General features: G+C 34.0%; 14 protein-coding genes. 9 read left to right on the top strand and 5 right to left on the bottom strand.

Going from position 1 to position 20,650, the window contains the following annotated elements:
- Window positions 1-232: 232 nt before the first annotated feature.
- Both B0A81_RS01620 and B0A81_RS01615 read left to right on the top strand, forming a co-directional pair.
- The gene (locus B0A81_RS01620) at window positions 233-586 is read left to right on the top strand and encodes a DUF488 domain-containing protein (RefSeq protein WP_089056486.1); all 354 of its coding nucleotides are present in this window, start codon (window positions 233-235) and stop codon (window positions 584-586) included.
- Window positions 587-594: 8 nt separating this feature from the next.
- A complete protein-coding gene (locus tag B0A81_RS01615) occupies window positions 595-927 on the top strand; it encodes a 2Fe-2S iron-sulfur cluster-binding family protein (protein WP_089056384.1) in 333 nt (110 codons plus the stop codon).
- Window positions 928-937: 10 nt separating this feature from the next.
- On the opposite strand, the gene B0A81_RS01610 is transcribed toward B0A81_RS01615, so the two are convergent.
- Both B0A81_RS01610 and B0A81_RS01605 read right to left on the bottom strand, forming a co-directional pair.
- Window positions 938-1,651, bottom strand: a complete 714-nt coding sequence (locus tag B0A81_RS01610) for a LytR/AlgR family response regulator transcription factor (RefSeq protein ID WP_089056383.1) — start codon at window positions 1,649-1,651, stop codon at window positions 938-940.
- 65 nt (window positions 1,652-1,716) lie between these two features.
- Complete coding sequence (locus B0A81_RS01605; protein ID WP_089056382.1) at window positions 1,717-2,775, bottom strand: sensor histidine kinase; 1,059 nt, start codon at window positions 2,773-2,775, stop codon at window positions 1,717-1,719.
- A 540-nt stretch (window positions 2,776-3,315) separates the two neighbouring features.
- On the opposite strand from B0A81_RS01605, the gene B0A81_RS01595 reads away from it, so the two are divergent.
- The 7 genes from B0A81_RS01595 (at window position 3,316) to B0A81_RS01565 (ending at window position 15,260) form a co-directional block, all read left to right on the top strand.
- The gene (locus B0A81_RS01595) at window positions 3,316-5,193 is read left to right on the top strand and encodes a sodium:solute symporter family protein (protein WP_089056380.1); all 1,878 of its coding nucleotides are present in this window, start codon (window positions 3,316-3,318) and stop codon (window positions 5,191-5,193) included.
- Window positions 5,194-5,541: 348 nt separating this feature from the next.
- Complete coding sequence (locus tag B0A81_RS01590) at window positions 5,542-6,507, top strand: glycoside hydrolase family 130 protein (protein WP_089056379.1); 966 nt, start codon at window positions 5,542-5,544, stop codon at window positions 6,505-6,507.
- 7 nt (window positions 6,508-6,514) lie between these two features.
- Window positions 6,515-7,582, top strand: coding sequence for a carbohydrate-binding family 9-like protein (locus B0A81_RS01585; RefSeq protein WP_089056378.1), 1,068 nt, complete (start codon window positions 6,515-6,517; stop codon window positions 7,580-7,582).
- A gap of 6 nt (window positions 7,583-7,588) precedes the next feature.
- On the top strand, window positions 7,589-8,668 hold the full coding sequence (locus tag B0A81_RS01580) for a putative glycoside hydrolase (protein ID WP_089056377.1): 1,080 nt from the start codon (window positions 7,589-7,591) through the stop codon (window positions 8,666-8,668).
- A 255-nt stretch (window positions 8,669-8,923) separates the two neighbouring features.
- Window positions 8,924-11,245 (top strand): glycoside hydrolase family 20 protein, encoded by a 2,322-nt coding sequence (locus tag B0A81_RS01575; protein ID WP_089056376.1) that lies wholly within the window; start codon window positions 8,924-8,926, stop codon window positions 11,243-11,245.
- A 285-nt stretch (window positions 11,246-11,530) separates the two neighbouring features.
- Window positions 11,531-13,015, top strand: coding sequence for an alpha-L-fucosidase (locus B0A81_RS01570; RefSeq protein WP_089056375.1), 1,485 nt, complete (start codon window positions 11,531-11,533; stop codon window positions 13,013-13,015).
- A 4-nt stretch (window positions 13,016-13,019) separates the two neighbouring features.
- Window positions 13,020-15,260: a GH92 family glycosyl hydrolase gene (locus B0A81_RS01565; RefSeq protein ID WP_089056374.1), complete on the top strand. Its 2,241-nt coding sequence runs from the start codon at window positions 13,020-13,022 to the stop codon at window positions 15,258-15,260.
- 402 nt (window positions 15,261-15,662) lie between these two features.
- Here the strand turns inward: B0A81_RS01565 and B0A81_RS01560 are convergent, their stop codons facing one another.
- The 3 genes from B0A81_RS01560 to B0A81_RS01550 form a co-directional block, all read right to left on the bottom strand.
- Window positions 15,663-17,777, bottom strand: coding sequence for an alpha-L-fucosidase (locus B0A81_RS01560; RefSeq protein WP_089056373.1), 2,115 nt, complete (start codon window positions 17,775-17,777; stop codon window positions 15,663-15,665).
- A 237-nt stretch (window positions 17,778-18,014) separates the two neighbouring features.
- A complete protein-coding gene (locus tag B0A81_RS01555; RefSeq protein WP_089056372.1) occupies window positions 18,015-19,460 on the bottom strand; it encodes an alpha-L-fucosidase in 1,446 nt (481 codons plus the stop codon).
- A 165-nt stretch (window positions 19,461-19,625) separates the two neighbouring features.
- Entirely contained in the window at window positions 19,626-20,630 is a 1,005-nt protein-coding gene (locus B0A81_RS01550; RefSeq protein WP_199170228.1) for an isoaspartyl peptidase/L-asparaginase, read from the bottom strand.
- Window positions 20,631-20,650: the final 20 nt, after the last annotated feature.

Below are 20,650 nucleotides of genomic sequence, written 5' to 3'. Positions count from 1 at the left end.
TATTTTTTAAATTAGAATTAAAAAACAGCAGACAATATTAAATTTATTTAAAATAGCGTATAGGGATTTTAAATTTCTAACTTTTTTAATAAAATAGGAAGAACTCATAAGATGACGTTTTCAAATTGTCAATTAATTTGTAAATTTATAGAATGAGGTGTTATTGCTGCTGTTTCTGATTTTTTGTTTCTAATAAATAATGAAGGATCAGCTGCAAAAGAAGCTAATAAAAATGAAGACTATAATTATAAAAAGGGTTTATGATAATAAAACAAGTGACGGAACGTACCGAATACTTGTTGACCGATTATGGCCGCGAGGACTTAGTAAAACAGATTTAAGTTTTGATGAATGGGATATAGAAATTACACCATCGACAGAATTACGTAAATGGTTTGCTCATAAGGAGGAACGTTACGCAGAATTTAGTAAACGTTACATTCAAGAATTGAATCTAAAAAGTGAAGAAACGATGCGTTTAAGAAATATGGCAGAAAAGAAATCTTTGACATTATTATATGCCGCAAAAGATCCTGCAATAAATCATGCAGTAATTTTGAGAGATTTTTTGCTCAACAATAAATAACCTGAGTTTTGATTATAGATAGAAAGAGTATTTGCTTTACTGTTATATACAACGGTGCAATTCGTACAATTGAAACTTATGTACACGAATATCCCAATTTGATGTTTTTGCTTCGAGATAAGCTTTTTTTAGATGATTTTGGCGAATGCGGCGGCGTTGGCAGATGTGCCACTTGCATCATCAAATTAAATGGTGTTGAAGGAAATGCGTTAAAAAAAGATCGAAACGAACCAGCGACATTATCTAAACTTGGACATACGGCGGAGAATATTCGGCTTTCCTGTCAATTGTACGTTACAAGTGATATTGATGGTTCGCAGATCGAAATTCTGGAATTGTAATTTGTAAAAGTTAGTTAGCAGAATTTAAAATTCTTTGTTTTACATGCTCCATATACGATCTGCCAATTACATATCTCAAGCCTTCGATTTCTACACTGTTTCCTTCAACAGCGTCGATTTTATCAATGGCAACAGTATACGATCTATGTATTCTTAGAAAATTTCTTTCAGGAAGTAAATCGGTAAAGTCAGATAAGGTGCTGTGTATAATGTATTTCCCCGTTAAGGTGCTTATTTTTAAATAATCTTTTAAGCTTTCGATAACCAAAATCTCATTCAGGAAAATCTTCTTCATTCTTTTCTTATCTATTTTGATAAAAATAAAAGGATTTTCAGCAGAATTTTCAGGAGTCGGATTGGTTTTACTTTCCAGTCTTTTACTGATTTTATTCAACGCTTTCATTAACCTCGGAAACTCGATAGGTTTTACTAAGAAATCCAATACATCAAGTTCGTAAGTTTCTATTGCAAATTGACTGTACGCACTTGTAATAATAAGCAAAGGCGGATCTTCCAGGCTTTTTATAAAATTAATACCATCAAGAACTGGCATATTAATGTCTAGAAAAATGACATCAACTTTGTTGTTTTTTACAAAATTTAAACCTTCTATTGGGTTACTAAAAGTATTTATGACCTCAAAATTTTCAAGTGGTTCTAAATAATTTTTAATAACATTAATAGCCAACGGCTCATCATCTATAATCAAACAATTTATTTTCATTTCTCTATTATTACTTTTTAAGCAAAATAATGCAGCGTATAAAATTTAATATAAGAAAAGTCGTCTTAAGTGACTTTAATTACAAGCTTTACGACAAAAATATTCTTTTTCTTCTTAAATGAAAGGTTATACTCGTTTTTATTATAACCCAGTTCTAACCTTTTTTTGACATTCTCGATACCTATACCGCTTGATACATTAAAATTGTCTTCAAGAGCAGTGATTTCAGGCTGTGGGTTTGAAACTGTAAAATGCAGGAAATTACCTTTTACCTTAAAATTTATATCAATTACAACCTTTCCAGTGTTCTTGTTTACGCCATGTTTAAAAGCATTTTCGATAAAAGTCAATAATATAATAGGTGCAATTTCTTTGTCATGAATATCGCCAGAAACAGACATGTTTATTACCAATCGATCGTCATTTCTAATTCGTTCCAGATCAAGATAATTCTGAATACATAATATTTCATTCTCCAGCGATTGTCGAGTGTTTTTTGTGTCATACAACATATAACGCATTAACTCTGAAAGCTTAAGAACAATTTTAGGTGCTTTGTTTGACTTTTCGACAGACAGCGAATAAATATTGTTAAGTGTATTGAAGAGAAAATGCGGCGATATTTGAGATTTCAAAAACAATAATTCTGTTTCTAATTGTGATTTTTCAAGATCAGTTACACGTTTTTGCTCCTTCATGAAATCTAATGTAATCTTAATAGCCGTAACAAAAGTGATTACATACAATTCGCCAATCATCATATCAATCGTGTAGTTGAGCGAAAGTTTATCGATAGTTTCTGGTCCTTCCGGCCAAACATCATGATTTATTAATAAATACGTAAGGTTGAACTTTATGATAACCATTATAAATATCGAAGACAATACCGCAAGGATATACAAAAGATACTTTTTTCGATAAACCAAATAAGGCATGAAGACAAGAATATTCAAGTAACACAAGGTCATGTGAATAGGAAAGCCCAGTAAATTAGTCTTGAAAGAGTAGCCGTAATCATTAAAATAAATTCCCCAGCGAAAAGTATTAAACAAGAAATAAGTAAGCCAAAAAAGGATATGATATTGTAATGGTATTCGATATAATTTGCTTGTACTAAAATTCATAATTCAAAGTATATTTTGCGGCCTTTTTTGATGTTTGTCTTTGTTTAGATGTCGTTTGTCTAAAATAATTTAAGTAAAATTCAATTTTGTATAAATTTAAAGTTAAATTATTATTTTTTTTAATGAATGGCTTTACTTGTAGGTTTTGTTTTCAATTCTAATAGTAAGCTGTAAAATAAAGCAAATTAAAAATAATAGTCAACAAGCTTTCTTTGTAAAACAAACAGTAATTAGTGATTTGAGAAATTTTTTATTTAAAACCGCTGGAAAAAAACTTGATTTTACCACAAAGAAAGCCACTCAACTTTATAAAATATCAAGTCATGCTTACAAAAGATCAATACCGTGTTATTACCAAGTTTTTCTTAAAGATTCTAAAATCTATGTAGGATCAACATCTTCAAATCCTGAGGCTTTACATGGCAGTCCATGTCGTAAAAGCCAGAACAATAGATCAACGTTATTGGTCTAAAATTACCACGAATAAAAACTGAAAACCAACATAAATTTAACTAACCCCAAAAATCAATATTATAATTAATGAATATCATTGACATATCAATCATCATAGCATACATTGTGCTATCAGTAGGAATAGGAATCTGGATTTCCAGAAAAGCTTCAAAAGGTTTAGATGATTATTTCCTTGGCGGAAAAACAATCAAATGGTATTTTTTAGGTTTAAGCAACGGATCAGGAATGTTTGATGTTTCAGGAACTTCCTGGATGATTGGAGTACTGTTTTTATACGGCGTAAAAAGTTTTATGTTTATGTGGCTTTGGCCAATTTGGAATCAGATTTTTGTAATGATGTTTCTCGCCGTTTGGATACGAAGGTCAAAAGTAATGACGGGTTCTGAATGGATTTTAACTCGTTTTGGAAATGATAAAGCCGGAAAAGCATCTCATATTATTGTCGCAATTTTTGCTATTATTTCTACAATAGGTTTCATTGCCTACTTTTTTGAAGGAATTGGGAAATTTATAACCATTATTCTTCCTTGGGATTTAACGCTTCATTCTGGCGATTTAATTCTACTAACTTCTGAGCGATCTTATGCTTTAATAATCATATTTTTAACTACAATTTATACTGTAAAAGGTGGGATGTTCTCTGTCGTTGCAACTGAAGTTGTGCAATATTTAATTATGATTATTGCCAGTGTTTTAATTGCAGGTTACGCTTTTGTAAATTACACCGATATTCAAATAAACTCCGTAATTACCGAAGAATGGAAAAACGTCTTCTTTGGATGGCAGTTTGAAACGCAGTGGAGCGAAAAGTTTCAAACCTTCAATAATTTAATTGATTCTGAAGGTTATAAAATGTTTGGCGCTTTTATCGGAATGACATTGTTTAAAGGTTTCTTCGCTAGTGTTGCGGGACCAACGCCAAGTTACGATTTACAAAGAATCTTGTCTACAAAATCTGTAAAAGAAGCTGCTTATATGAGTGGTTTTACCAACTTGATTTTATTTATTCCAAGATATTTATTAATTACAGGAATTGTTGTAATCGCCTTGATAAATTTAGCGCCGGAATTAAATGCTAATTTAAATTTAACTGGAGCCGATTTAGAATTATTAATGCCAAAAGTGGTTAATTTATATCTTCCAGTAGGTATTAAAGGACTTTTATTAGCAGGTTTATTAGCTGCTTTTATGTCTGGATTCTCTGCTTTTGTAAATGCGGGACCAGCTTATATTGTAAATGATATTTATAAAAAATACTTCAAGCCTGTTGCATCAAATGCACATTATATAAAAGTAAGTCAGATATCTTCTTTCGTAGTCGTTGGTTTGGGAGTTTTTATGGGATTCTTCGCAGAATCGATAAATTCGTTAACCTTATGGATTACAAGTGCATTGTACGGCGGTTATGTGGCGGCAAATTTCCTAAAATGGATTTGGTGGCGTTTTAACGGTTGGGGATATTTCTGGGGAATGTTTGCAGGTTTAATTGTGGCTTCTTTACAGTTTGTTCTAGGACAGTATAAAGGGACATTTGCAGAAGGAACATTTTTGTATGATTTATCACAAGTACAGGCAATTTACTTATTTCCAGCAATATTTGGATTCTCAATTTTAGGCTGTCTTTTAGGAACGTTTTTAAGTAAACCTACAGATATGGAAGTTTTAAGATCTTTCTATACCAATGTTAGACCTTGGGGATGGTGGGGACCAGTTTATAAAACATTAAAAGCAGAAGATCAAAAATTCGAAAAGAACAACGATTTCTGGAAAGATATGCTAAATTGTGTAATCGGAATTGTGTGGCAGTCAAGTATGATTTTACTTCCAATTTATTTTGTTATCAGAGATTATCCAAAAGCCTTTGTTGCGTTATTGGTATTTTTAGTAACAATGATAATTTTAAAATTCACATGGCTGGATAAAGTTCGAAAAATAACAGATTAAGAAAAATAGTAAACACAATAGAAACATAGATTTTTACGATTAGAAAAGAAAAATTACAAAAGATAAGGTTCCACACATATAGCTGCATCTTTTGAACTAACCAAAACCACTTTTTAAATTTTAAAAACTATGTTTCTATGTGTTTAAAAATAGAAAACTTTGCGCCGCAGTTTGTCATTCCGTGGAACGAGGAATCACACTCGGGAATTAACAAAGATTGACGATTTTGATAACGGAGCTTCTATTGTGATTTTCTCTTTCAGTCGAAGGGACAAAATTGAGCGTAACAAGAAGAACCAAGTCTTTACAACAAACAACAGAAAAAAACAATAAACAAAAAATATAAAAATGAGCACTATTCCTTGGCAAGACAGACCTGAAAACAGTAATGATGTAATGTGGAGATACACTGAAAATCCAATTATTGAAAGATATGCTATTCCATCATCAAACAGTATTTTTAATAGTGCTGTTGTTCCTTTTGAAGATGGGTTTGCGGGAGTTTTCCGATGTGATAATAAAGCAGTTCAAATGAACATTTTTGCCGGTTTTAGTAAAAACGGAATCGACTGGGAAATTAATCACGAACCAATCGAAATGAAAGCAGGTAATACAGATATGATCGAATCTGCTTATAAATATGATCCACGTGTTGTTTTTATCGAAGATCGTTACTGGATTACTTGGTGTAATGGTTACAACGGACCAACGATTGGTATTGGATATACATTTGATTTTAAAGAGTTTTTTCAATGCGAAAATGCTTATTTACCATTCAATAGAAATGGTGTTTTGTTCCCGCAAAAAATTAACGGAAAATATGCTATGTTAAGCCGTCCAAGTGATAACGGACATACACCTTTTGGAGATATTTGGATTAGTTACAGTCCGGATATGAAATACTGGGGAGAACACCGTTTGGTAATGAAACCAACTCCTTTTGAAGATAGTGCTTGGCAGTGTACCAAAATTGGAGCAGGACCAATTCCAATTCTTACGAACGAAGGCTGGCTGATGATCTACCACGGAGTTATTAATACTTGCAACGGTTTCCGTTATGCAATGGGTTCAGCACTTTTAGATGTTGATTCTCCAGACAAAGTTAAATACAGAACACAACCTTATTTATTAGGACCTGCAGAACTTTATGAAATGGTTGGAGATGTACCAAACGTAGTTTTCCCATGTGCAGCTTTGCATGACACAGAAGAAGATAAATTAGCCGTTTATTACGGTGCAGCTGATACAGTAGTTGCAATTGCATTTGGTAAATTAAGTGAAGTAGTTCAGTTTACAAAAGATAACAGTTTATAAAAAAGAGATGGTTTTAAAACTTAAATGGCTTGCTGTTGCTTTAGGCTTGATTTCGATAACTGCGTATTCGCAGTCAAAGAAACCAGTTATTCCTAAAACGTATGTTGCGGCAAAAACAACCAAACCAATCGTAATTGACGGAGACGAATCTGATGCTTCGTGGAGTAAAGCAGATTGGACAGATCTTTTTGAAGATATTGAAAATGGTGTTAAACCAAAGTATGCAACCAAAGTAAAAATGCTTTGGGATGAAACCAATTTCTATATATTAGCAAAAATGGAAGAACCGCACGTTTGGGCAAATTTAAAACAACGCGATACCATTATTTTTTACAACAATGATTTTGAAGTTTTTGTTGATCCAGACAGTGATACTTTTAACTATTACGAATTAGAAATAAACGCTTTAAATACAGCTTGGGATTTGTTCCTGACAAAACCTTATAGAGAAAGCGATATTGTCGTGGCAAACGATTGGAATATTCCAGGTTTAAAGTCCGCAGTAAAAGTTAACGGAACACTTAATAATCCAAATGATACAGATGAAGGCTGGGTTTTAGAAATGGCCATTCCGTGGGCAGCTTACAAAACCACATTCTTTGATCAAAACGTTCCAGTAGATAAATTTTGGAGAGTCAATTTTTCGAGAGTCAACTGGCAGCACAGTGTTAAAAATGGAACTTATGAGCGAAAGAAAGATGCCGAAGGAAAATTTTTGCCTGAGTACAACTGGGTTTGGTCGCCAATGGGTGTAATCAACATGCATGAGCCAGAAAAATGGGGTTATGTTTATTTCTCCTCTAAAGAAGGAAAAGATAGCTTTACAATTCCGCAAGACGAAAAAGTAAGATGGGAATTGTATTCTTTATACCGTGCTCAAAAAGGATATTTTGAAAAACATAAAACTTGGGCAAAGTCTATCGCAGATCTTACCACAAAAAGCATTAGTGTTGATGGCAAAATTTTAAAACCAACAATAGAAAATCACTCATCAGGATATAATATTTTAGTAAAAAGTCCATTCACCAATACAACATTTGTAATAAGGCAGGATGGAAAAATAATCACAAAATAAACCACTATGAAACTACCAAAACTATTACTTTTTTTATTAGCATTTAGTATTTTTTCATGTACTAAAAAAGAAGAACAAACCACTTTTAAATTTGGAGTATGGACTACAGCCGATGCCAAAAAATCGGATGCAGATTATACTAAAGAGTTTAAAAAATACAAAGATGGAGGAATTGATGAAGTACTGATAAACACTTCGACAGATCCAAAGCTTTTAAGCCGCTTAGTGCCTTTAGCTACAAAAGAAGGTTTAAAAGTACATGCTTGGATTATGGCAATGAACAGACCTGGAGACTCAATTGCATTGCAGCATCCAGAATGGTATCAAGTAAGCAAAGAAGGTAAATCCTGCTTTGATACACGCCCTTATGTAGATTATTACCAATGGTTATGCCCAACTAGAAAAGAATCTAGAGAGCACGTTTTAAAATTAGTTGAAGAATTAGCAAAAGTTGACGGAATCGAAAGTGTTCACTTAGATTATATTCGTTTTCCAGACATCTTTTTACCAATTAGTTTATTGCCAAAATATAACTTAGTTCAAGATGTAGAATTACCTCAATTTGACTTTTGTTACTGTGATGAATGTGTAAAAGCATTCGAAAAAATTCACCATAAAAACCCGAAAGAAAGCCACAACACTTCAATCGATATGGAGTGGAAAAACTTTAGATTAAATGCTATTCAAGCTGTGGTTAATGATGCTTATGATATTGTGCATAAACACAACAAAAACCTTACGGCAGCAGTATTTCCTTATCCAGAAATGGCAGATCATATGGTACGCCAGCGTTGGGACAAATGGAATATCGATCAAGTGTATCCAATGATTTACAACAGTTTTTATGATGAAGAAATTGACTGGGTTGGTTATGCTACAAAACAAGGTGTTGCGGACTTAAAAGATAAAAAAACAAAAATCAACACAGGAATTTATGTTCCAGGCTTAAAGACAGATAAAGAACTGAAAGAAGCTATTTTATATGCAAAAGAAAATGGAGCAGTAGGAGTTTCTTTCTTTGATGGAAATGCTTTGTCTGAAAGTAACTTTAAAACAATTAAAGAAACAAAAGCAAGTTTAAAATAATCAAAACTTTATTTAGAACAAAAGCATAGTATCATTACAAATTACTTCAATAATAGCTGCGAGCGTATACCAAACGTTTTGACAGAATTATAAAATAAAGGAATATAATAGGGAGCCCATAAATGCTTCCTATTATGTTTTTTAAGAATGCTGCAATGACACAGAAAAATGTATAACGTTTTCTAAAAAAGAGTATCTTTTGAAGGATAAAAAAATATACCAGTTTAAAATCATATCCTAATTAAAATAATAATTATGAGAACATTAAAACCCTTATTCACCTTACTATTTTTAGCCGTTTTAAGTTCGGGTTACAGTCAAAAAGTTTTTACAGAAAAAGACATTCAAATCATTCCAAAACCTAATCAGCTGGTTTTACAATCAGGATCATTTGAGTTTTCTAAGAATACCGTATTTGTTGCTGCAACAGATTTTCAAAAAGACATTTCAAACGCTTTAATAAACAAATTTGGAGCTGCAGCTGGCTGGCGCCCAATTATTGGAACAAAAGCACCAAAGAACAATTACATACAGTTTAAAGTTGATTCAAACCTTCATAACGAAGCCTATAAATTAGAAATCAATAACAATACAATTACTGTTACAGCAAAAGGTAACGCAGGTTTTATCTACGGATTAGAAACGATTAGACAATTACTTCCAACTGCAATCGAAAGTAAAAATGCTGTAACTCTTGTAAAATGGGAAATTCCGAATGTAACGATTACTGACGAACCTCGTTTTCAATGGAGAGGATTAATGTTGGATTTATCACGTCATTTCTTTGATAAAAATTATATTCTGGCAACAATCGATCGTTTGGCAATGCACAAAATGAACGTTTTACATTTGCATTTAGTAGACGATCAAGGCTGGAGAATTGAAATTAAAAAATACCCAAAACTAACAGAAGTTGGTTCGTGGAGAGTCGATCAGGAAAATTTAGCATGGAATGCAAGATTGCTTACAAACCCTGACCAAAAAGGTACTTACGGCGGATTTTTAACACAAGAAGAATTAAAAGAAATCGTAAAATATGCTGCTGCAAAAAATGTAGAAGTTGTTCCAGAAATCGAAATGCCGGCACACGTAAGCAGTGCAATTGCTGCGTACCCAGAATTGGCTTGTTTTGATCAGCGTATTGGAGTGCCGTCTGGTGGATTATGGCCTATAACGGATATTTACTGTGCAGGAAAAGAATCTACATTTGAGTTTCTTCAGAACGTAATTGATGAAGTAATTACAATATTCCCTTCAAAATATATTCATATCGGCGGTGATGAGGCAACAAAAACAAATTGGGAAAAATGTCCGCATTGCCAAAAAAGAATGAAAGAACACGGCTTAAAAAATGTTCATGAACTGCAAAGTTATTTTGTAAAAAGAATGGAGAAATACATCAATTCTAAAGGCAAAAAACTTATTGGCTGGGATGAAATTTTAGAAGGCGGATTAGCTCCAGAAGCTACAGTAATGAGCTGGAGAGGAACTAAAGGAGGAACAGAAGCAGCACAGCAAGGTCATGATGTTATTATGACTCCAGAATCTCCTTGTTATTTTAATTTCTACCAAGGTCCTCAAAATGAAGAACCATTAGCTTTTGATGCTTACAATCCTTTAAATAAAGTTTACGAGTTTGATCCTGTTGTATCTGGAATGACACCGCAAGAAGCGGCACATGTTTTGGGCGGGCAAGCTAATTTATGGGCCGAATTCCTTTCGGCACCAAAAGACTCGGAGTATATGATTTTTCCAAGATTAGCTGCTTTATCCGAAGTTTTATGGAGTTCTAAAGAAAGTCGTAATTGGAATGACTTTACAACCAGACTAGCACCGTTATTAAAACGATACGATTATTTGGGAATCAATTATGCAAAAAGTGCTTATTTAGTTACAGCAGTTTCAAGTGCAGATATAGTGAAGAAACAAATTAATGTGACTTTAAAAAATGAATTTCCAAATCCAGATATTCGATATGTATTAGGTAATAAAACGTTGGATATAAACGCTCTGAAATATACAAATCCAATTCAGTTTAATCAAACAACAGTTTTAAAAGCTTCTTTATTTCAGAATGACAAACCGGTTGGAAAAACCTTTATAGACACTATTGTATTCCACAAAGCAGTAGCGCATAAAGTCAATTACTTAACACCATTTAACAACAGTTATAAAGGTGACGGTCCTTTTACAATGGTAAATACAATTCGCGGATCTAAGAATTTTCATGATGGACAATGGCAGGCTTGGCTTGTTAACGACATGGAACTTGTTATTGATCTAGAGAAGCAGGAAAGTGTACAAGAAGTGATTATTGGAACTTTAGAAAGTCAAGGTGCAGGTATCTTTTTTCCAGTACAAGTAAAAGTTTTAGTTTCAAACGATGGCATCAAATACAAAGAAGCAGGTAAAGTATCGCGTCCTTATGCCTCTAATCCTACTTCAGAGTTAAAAGATTTTAAAATCAATTTTGAAAAAACCAATGTTCGATTCATAAAAATAATTGCGTCAAATTTAAAGAAAAGTCCAAGAGGCGAAAGTTCTTGGTTGTTTGTTGATGAAATTCTAGTGAATTAAATAATAAGAAATAAACTATGTCAAAGTTTTAAACCAAAGATGTAAGGAACTTTGATAAAAGCTTAAGATTGAAGTTAGTTTGCGCATTTTTGTCATTTCGACGAAGGAGAAATCTTCGCGAGTAGCTCTACAAAGATTGTCGCTTTTGATTGTGGAGTTTCTTTCTAAGATTTCTCCTTCGTCGAAATGACAATGATCGTGGTTATTTAGTGTAAAACTAAAGTTCCTTGCAATCTAAGTTCAAATTTTTGCAGTAAAACCAAACCAAAAAAAAACAAACCAAAGATGAAAAAAGTAATAGTATTAATCGCAGTATTATTTTCTGTACAAATGTTCTCTCAGGCTATTTATGAAGACGAACGTTACGTGCCGGAAACAGATCCATTAGTTTTAAAAAATCTAGAGCAATGGCAAGGTAAAAAGTTTGGATTGTTGATGCACTGGGGAACATATAGTCAATGGGGAATTGTAGAATCATGGTCAATTTGTCCTGAAGATTATGGATGGTGTGAACGTAAAAAAGGAAGCAATCCGGGTAATTACAGTCAATATGTAAAAGAATACGAAGGTTTAAAGAAAACCTTTAATCCAACAAAGTTTGATCCTGTAAAATGGGCAAAAGCAGCAAAAGGAGCGGGAATGAAATACATGGTTTTTACCACGAAACATCATGACGGATTTTCGATGTATGATTCTAAATATACTGATTATAAAGTAACTGATAAAGAATGCGCTTTCAGCAGTAACCCAAAAGCGGATATTTTGAAAGAGGTTTTTAATGCTTTTAGAAATGAAAGTATTTCTACAGGAGCCTATTTCTCTAAGCCGGACTGGCACAACGAAAACTACTGGGATCCTTATTTTCCTCCATTTGACAGAAACGTAAATTATGATCCAGCGTTATATCCTGAAAAATGGCAGAAATATGTTGATTTCACCCATAATCAAATTTTAGAAATTTTAACCAATTATGGAAAAGTTGATATTTTATGGCTTGATGGCGGCTGGGTAGAAAAAGGAGATCAGAAAAGTATAAATGAATATTATAAATCAAAGTTTTTAGAAAACACTTCTAAAAACGGATTTATAAAACATAGAGTGGTAAGCCAAGATGTTAAAATGGATGAATTGGTTGTAAAAGCGCGTCAGAAACAGCCTGGTTTAATAGTGGTTGACAGAGCTGTTCACGGCAAAAATCAAAACTACTTAACACCTGAAAATCGTGTTCCTGAAAAAACACTTCCTTATCCTTGGGAATCTTGTATTACTTCTGGCGGCGGATGGTCATACACGCCTGATGCAAAATATATGACAGGCAGACAAGGAATTCATATGCTTATTGATGTCGTTGCAAAAGGCGGGAATTTATTGTTGAATGTTGCTCCAAGTCCAGAAGGAGAATGGCAGCAGGGCGCTTATGATTTGTTAGCTTCTTTTGGAGACTGGATGAAAGTTAACAGCTCTGCAATTTATGATACAAAACCTATCGCACCTTATAAAGAAGATAATATTTGCATGACACAAAATAAAGCCGGAAACGTTTTCTTGTTTTATTTAGCCAAAGAAGGAGAACAGAAAATTCCTTCAGAAGTTGTTGTAAAATCTATAAATCCAAAAAAAGGTACAAAAATCTCGATGTTAGGTTTTAATAAACCATTAAAATGGACGAAATTAGCGGACGGATTTAAAGTTGCAATTCCAGAAAGTTTAAGTACTAATTTACCGTGTAAAGAAGCGTGGACTTTAAAGATTGAAGCGATTAACAAATAAGAATATGTTTTTAAGAAAAAAGAGAATAACACAAGCAGCATGCTTTTTTAGTATGCTGTTTTTTAGCATAAATACTTTTGCACAGCAACCTGCAGATTTTGTAAATCCGCTTATTGGAACTTCCAATTATGGAGCTACTTTTCCTGGGCCTATTGCGCCAAGAGGAATGGCTAGTATCAGCCCGTTTAATGTGGCAGGATCTCAAAATCCGTTAGAAAAGGACAGTCAATGGTTGTCGAATCCTTATGTAAATGAGAATACATTTTTAACAGGATTTAGTCAAGTAAACTTAAGTGGTGTAGGCTGTCCAGATTTGGGTGTTATTATGTTAATGCCAACAACAGGAGCAGTAGAAACCAATCATTTAAAATACGGTTCAACGTATTCTAAAGAAGTGGCGAAAACAGCATACTATAGTGTAAACTTAGACAAATATAATGTTAAGGGGGAATTTACGGCTTCAAAAAGAGTGGGAGTAAGCAAATTCACTTTCCCAAAAGGGCAATCTAATATTTTGTTGAATCTAGGTTTAGGATTGACAAATGAAGAAGGTGCAATGGTCAAAGTAGTTTCATCGACAGAAATTGAAGGAATGCGTTCTGTTGGATCATTTTGTTATAATAGTCCTGAAGATGCTTATCCGGTTTATTTCGTAGCTAAATTTTCTAAGCCAGCAGACCATTTTGGTGTTTGGAAAAATACAACAAAATACAAAGGTGTCGAAGCGCAATGGATGGGATATAATGGTAAAACCCGAATAATGAAAAATACAGTTAAGACCGTTGTTGGAGACAGCATTGGAACTTATTTTTCGTATAATTTTGACAAAACTGAAACAGTCGAAGTTAAAATTGGAATTTCTTATGTAAGTGTTGCAAATGCCCGCGAGAATCTGGAAAAAGAAACAGCGTATAAATCATTTGATGATGTTTATAAAGAAACATTTAACGATTGGAACGAAGAACTTTCTAAAATTTTGGTAGAAGGCGGTTCGTATCAGGATAAAGTTATTTTTTACAGCGCATTATATCATACTTTAATTCATCCAAATACATTAAATGATATTAATGGCGAGTATCCCAAAATAAAAAGAACAAAGGTTGGAAGAACCAATGATACACGTTATACAGTGTTTTCGTTATGGGATACCTATCGAAATATGCATCCGTTAACTTCATTAGTTTATCCAAAACAGCAATCTGATATGATAAAGAGCATGCTGCAGATGTATGATGAAAATGGATGGCTGCCTAAATGGGAATTAAACTCGACAGAAACATTTACAATGGTTGGAGATCCAGCTAGTATTGTTATAGCAGATGCTTGTTTAAAAGGTATTCAGGATTTTGATATTTACAAAGCATATCACGCCATGCTGAAAGGAGCAGATCAAATTGAAGAAAATCCGCTGCGACCTGGGCTTAAAGAATACATTCAAAAAGGATATTTGTCTACAAATTATCATGGATCAGTTTCTACAACAGAAGAATATAATGTTTCAGATTATGCGATTGCACTTATGGCAAAAGCTTTAGGAGAAAAAGAAGATTATAAGCGTTTTTATAAACGATCATTATCGTACCAAAAGTTATATGATAAAGACTTAAAATTACTTCGACCAAGAACACCAGACGGAAAATGGTACGAACCTTTTGATCCTAACGCAGGAGCTAATTTTCAGGAAAATGTTGGCTTCATAGAAGGTAACGCGTGGCAATATGCTTTTATGGTGCCGCATGATATAAGGGGACTTATTAAATTAATGGGCGGAGATAAAGTTTTTTCGGAACAATTGCAAAAAGTGTTTGACATAAAGCAATTTGATATGGCAAACGAACCAGATATCGCATATCCTTATTTGTTTAACTATGTAAAAGGTGAGGAGTGGAAGAGTCAGGAAATGGTTAAGAAATTGGTCAGAGAATATTTTAAAAATGAACCAAAAGGATTACCTGGAAATGACGATACAGGAACTATGTCAGCTTGGCTGGTTTATTCTATGATGGGAATTTATCCAATATCACCAGGAGATCCAATTTACACTATTACAACACCAATGTTTGATAAAGTAACAATTAAACTAGATTCAAGGTATTATAAAAAAGATAATGTTGTAATTGAAAGGGTAATGAATACAGATGGAAAAATCAAAGAAATTCAGTTAAACGGAAAAACATTAAATAGCTTTTTTATGAATCACGATGATTTTGTAAACGGAACAACATTAAAAGTAATTCAGGAATAAGAGGAATAAAAAGTTTAATTAACCCATTGAGTGTAATTGTTAGAAAAGCAATCTAAGACATAGAAATACCGTTCCAATCTCGAATAGGATTATGTATAAAAAGAAGACAAAAACATGTTTCTTTCAGGTAGCATAATCTCGAAGCCCAATGTCATTAAGAGAGGCTTTTTTGAGTATTAAATTAATTGAATAGCCTCCGGCTTTAGCTGGAGTTGCTTAATATCATAAAAATAAGGCTTTAGCCAAATCACGCATTTTGGCTAAAGCCTTTCTGGTTGATTTTATATAAACTCCAGCTAAAGCTGGAGCCAATTCAGGAAATGTAATTACAATTAAAAAAAAGGACTTTCAATTTTGAAAGTCCTTTTTTGGTTCTATTAATTTATGTAAAAGAAAACTGGATTATTTCGTTTTTACACCAATTTCAGCAACAGTAATATATCTGCCGTCTACAGTTGTTTTTCCTGTAAATTTAATATATCTGGCTTTGGCTGATGCTTTTAAAGTAATGTTTTGCTCAACAAGATTGCTTTTGATATTAGCAAATTCACCTTCAGCAATGGTAGTCCAATTTGTATTGTCGCTGCTTAGTTGCCATTGGTAATCTTTCACAATTCCGCCAGTTCCGTTTTGGCGAGGTAAATACGATAAAGATTTGATTTCCAATTCTTGTCCCATATCAATAACTATGAATTGCGGCAGAGGCATTAACGATGTGTTGTCTGCGGTACTCCAAATAGTTTCTGCATTTTCATCAATAGCATTTGATGTTTGTTCATTTTCGAAAGAAGCTGTAACTATTTTCCAGTCCTTTTTACAAACATTAAAGGATTGAATTGCAGTTTCACCAGATTTCATATCTATTCCGAAAGATTTGGCTTTAATATCGCCAGAAGTTAAAAACGGAAAAGCTTCTTTATAAATTGGTGAATGCATAGTAGGTTCAGTTCCGTCAGTTGTATAATGAATTTGGTGTACAGCAGATTCTGTTGCAATCGAAACCATTCCGTCTCTGCTTCTTTTAATTTTTGGTACAGCCAGCTGTTCAGGTTCTTTAAATACACCAATATCACTTAAAGTAATGCAAACAGGAGATTCTACAATGCGAATTCTCAATTTTAAAGTTGAGATATAATTAGGTAAACGCACCAGTCTGTTAGCACCAATACTTGTAGCTTCGCTTATTTTTTTCCATTTTCCATTGACAAAAGCGTCAATTTCGATTTTTTCAATACGTTGTCCAAGTTTAATATTTTCTCTTAGACGAATGATATTAAAAGTTTGTTCTTTATCCCATTCTAAAATTACAGAAGCTTTTTTTACATCATCACTTGTAGCCCAATACGAATAACGATCGTTATCAGTAAGATTTTTAGGTCCGTAAAATATTTGATTGTCACCTCGAATTTCCGAAGGAGTAACTACAGCAGATTGTGCAAGGTTATTAGAAAATGTCTGCTTTAAGAAATCTCCAAAATCTTTTAATGCTTTAACATCATTTGGATGCAATATGCCTTCTGTAGTTGGCGCAAGACCAATATCCATACCAGCACCACGACCTACAGATTTACAATAAATCTCAAACAACTCCGAAACTGATTTTACGTGATTATCTTCGTTAGCATGATAAAACCAGCCATTCCTAAGCGGTACATCACACTCAGCAGGTTTCCAATACTTACCATTTCGAGTTCCAGTTGGTGCTTTCTCGTAATTAGTTTCTCCAGGAACAGCCACTGTTTTTCCAGCTATTGGTTCTGGAGTAAAAGTGGCCCATGAAGTTTCATCTGCAAAACCTCTTTCGTTTCCTACCCAGCGTACTTCGCCGTTATCAGAGAAGATAACAGCTTCTGGCTGCAATTCTTTAGAAATCGCCCATGTTTTATCCCAATCATAATAAGTAGCACGGTCGATACTTCGGCTTTCTTTTTTGCCTCCGTAATAACCGTCGCCGCCATTTGCACCATCGAACCAAGTGATGAATAACTTACCGTAGTTCGTGTATAATTCTCTTAACTGATTTCGGTATTTAGTAACATACTCAGGTTTTCCATAATCTTCATTATTTCTGTCCCAAGGCGAGCAATAAAGTCCGAATTTCATTCCTGCATTACGTGTTGCCGTTTCAAATTCTTTTACCATGTCGCCTTTTCCATTACGAAACGGACTTGCACTAATGTTGTAAGCAGTTGTTTTTGTCGGCCATAAACAAAATCCATCATGATGTTTAGCCACAAAAATAACGCCCTTAAAACCACCAGATTTTGCTGCGTTTACAATTTGACTGGCATCAAATTTTGTTGGATTAAATATTTTAGGATCAGCGTCTCCATAACCCCATTCTTTATTTTGGAAAGTTGTGGGTGTAAAATGGACTAAAACATATTGTTCTATTTCATGCCAGCGCAGTTGCGGTTCGCTTGGCAGCGCGCCGTAAGGTGCTGGAGCACTTACTTTTTGAGCTGTCACAGATAAAAAGGCAAGACATCCCAAAATTGTTATTAATTGTTTTTTCATCTTTAGAATTTAATAAATTTAACCCATTGGGCGTTATTGTTTTTAACACATGGTCCCGATGCTTCGGGATAGATTTGTTACTTTAAAAAAATGCATTTCGGTAATTTAAATGACATATAGGCATCTATATGGGAGAAACGTGTTTCTTTTTTGTATTCTTTGGTCGAAACCTAATATCTATGTTTCTATGTGTTAAATAAAATTATAATGAATTATAAGTATTTATATGTTTAGCTGTTAAATCACTTTAATTACAACAGCTTCTTGTGCTGCTAAAGAAGTTCTAAGTTCTTGCGGAATTGTAACTTCAATACCGCCGTTTACTTTTTTACCAGTCAGTTTTTGTTTAGAACCCAATAAAGAGACTTTTAAACCGCCTTTTTTATCCGTTTTAATAGTGATTGATGCTGGCAGTTCTTTTTCCTCTTTTGCTGGCATATAAATACCGTAAACAGCATTTCCTTTTTGCGTATATCCAACTTTTCCATCTAGGTAAGGTGCAACAGGTTTAGTATCGTAAATAGCTTCGCCGTTTGCAGTTAACCATTTTCCAACATTAGCTAAAGTAGTTTCAATTTTTGGATCAAATTCTCCTTTGGCATCTGGACCAACGCCTAATAATAAATTTCCGCCTTTAACAACAATGCTCGTCATTAATTGAACTACTTCTTTTGAAGATTTATAATGATCATTTGGCACCCATCCCCAAGCTCCGCCAAGTGTAATACAGCTTTCCCAAGGCACGCTTAATGGTTTTTCAGGTGTTTTTTGTTCGGGCGTTAAATAGTTTTCATATTCACTCGGAACCCAGCGGTCTACCACTAACATTCCCGGTTGTTTCTTGCGGGCTGTTTCTGAGACTAGTTTCATATCAATATCCATATCATAAGGATATTTGCAAAACTCTTCTACTTTTTTATTTATAGTTGAAAGCGGTCGAACCCAGCAGCCGTCAAGCCATAGTATATCAACTTTACCATAATTTGTGGTCAATTCGTTCAGCTGATTTTGGGTGTATTGTACATAACTTTTCCATCTTTCTGGAAATTTAGTAATGTCATAAGTTGGGTTTCTGTCTTTTGGCGGATAATAAGGCCACCAAAAAGTTTCAGTTGTCCAGTCAGGCTTAGAGAAATAAACACCAACAGCCAAACCTTCTTTTCTTGAAGCATCTAAAACATCTTTCAGCACATCGGCTTTTGCGTTTTTGCTATAAGGCAATTCTGGATTTGTGATTTTAAAATCAGTAAATTTCGAATCATACATACAAAATCCATCATGATGTTTGGAGGTAAATATCATATATTTTGCCCCGGCATTCTTGAACATTTTAGCCCACTTTTCTGAATTTAGATTCGTAGGATTCAGTTTGTATTTTGTGTTTCTATAATCAGTTGCATATTTGTAGTAATCGTTGTAACCATCTCTAGTTACCCAGTCTTCTGGAGCTAATCCCCAAGATTCAACCGTTCCTAACTGAGTGTAAAGTCCCATGTGGATTAATACACCAAATTTGTAACCCTGCCATTTGTCAAGATTGGCTTTTACCAATGGATCTTTTGGTGCAATATAACCTGCTTCTTCAGATTTGTTTGCTTCCATACTGAAATCACCTTGGGCATGCAGAGAAAAAGCGCTGGCACAGACTAATGCTGTAAATAATAACTGGAATTTATTTTTCATTGTGGTTGTTTGTTTTATCTATATTTGGTTAGATAGCTTTTTATTTAATACTCGTTGGATGTTATTAATTTCAACACATAGTTCTGAAGTTTCGGGACTATGTGTTGAAGAAATTTATAGTATGCAGAAGAGATACTTAGAAACGAATCAATAACAAGTAGTATGTTATTTAAGATAAAAATCAGGATCGATTAAGCGATTCCCGGTTTCGTCATAAACGGCGTAGTTAAAACCGCTTTGAACGCAGTATGAACCGTAATCTCCTTTTTTATTCAAGGCAATAAAACCAACCTGAATATCTTTTAGATTTTTATTTCGGTTTTTCATCAATTTTACAACTCTTGAAACAGCTTCTTCACAAGCTTTTTGTGGTGATCTTCCTTGGCGCATTAATTCAACAACCAAGTGGCAGCCTGAAATTCTAATTACTTCTTCGCCATGACCAGTTGCTGTTGCGGCACCAATTTCATTATCGACATATAAACCAGCACCAATAATAGGAGAGTCGCCTAAACGTCCGTGCATTTTAAATGCCATACCGCTTGTCGTGCAGGCACCTGAAAGATTTCCTGCTGCATCGAGTGCAATCATACCAATAGTATCGTGATTTTCGATATTTGCAATTGGTTTATATTCGGATGTTTTTAACCATTCTTTCCATTCACGTTCTGAATCTGGAAGTAATAAATTTTCTTTAGGGAAACCTTGAGACAATGCAAATTGAAGCGCTCCATCGCCAACAAGCATAACGTGAGGTGTTTTTTCCATCACAGCACGAGCAACAGAAATAGGATGTTTTATATACTCAAGACAACCCACAGAGCCAATATTAGACATTTCATCCATAATACAAGCATCGAGAGTTACACGTCCGTCACGATCAGGTCTTCCGCCGTAACCAACACTTCTTTCTTTTGGATCAGCTTCAGGAACTTTTACACCTGCTTCTACGGCATCTAAAGCGCGTCCTCCTTTTTTCAACACTTCCCAAGCAGCTTCATTGGCCTGCAGACCAAAACGCCAAGTCGAAAGCACAATTGGCTTTCTTACTTTTCCGTCAGTAACTTCATTTTGTTCCTCAAGTTCTCCCGCTCTTCCAGCAAAAGAACCAAATGCAACAGCCGCAGATGCCATTGCCGTTTTTTTTAGAAAATTTCTACGATTTGTCATTATTATCTATTTTTTGAATC

The sequence above is a fragment of the Flavobacterium plurextorum genome (assembly GCF_002217395.1).
Taxonomy (GTDB): Bacteria; Bacteroidota; Bacteroidia; order Flavobacteriales; family Flavobacteriaceae; genus Flavobacterium; species Flavobacterium plurextorum.
This window is presented reverse-complemented; position numbering and strand designations above follow the sequence as displayed.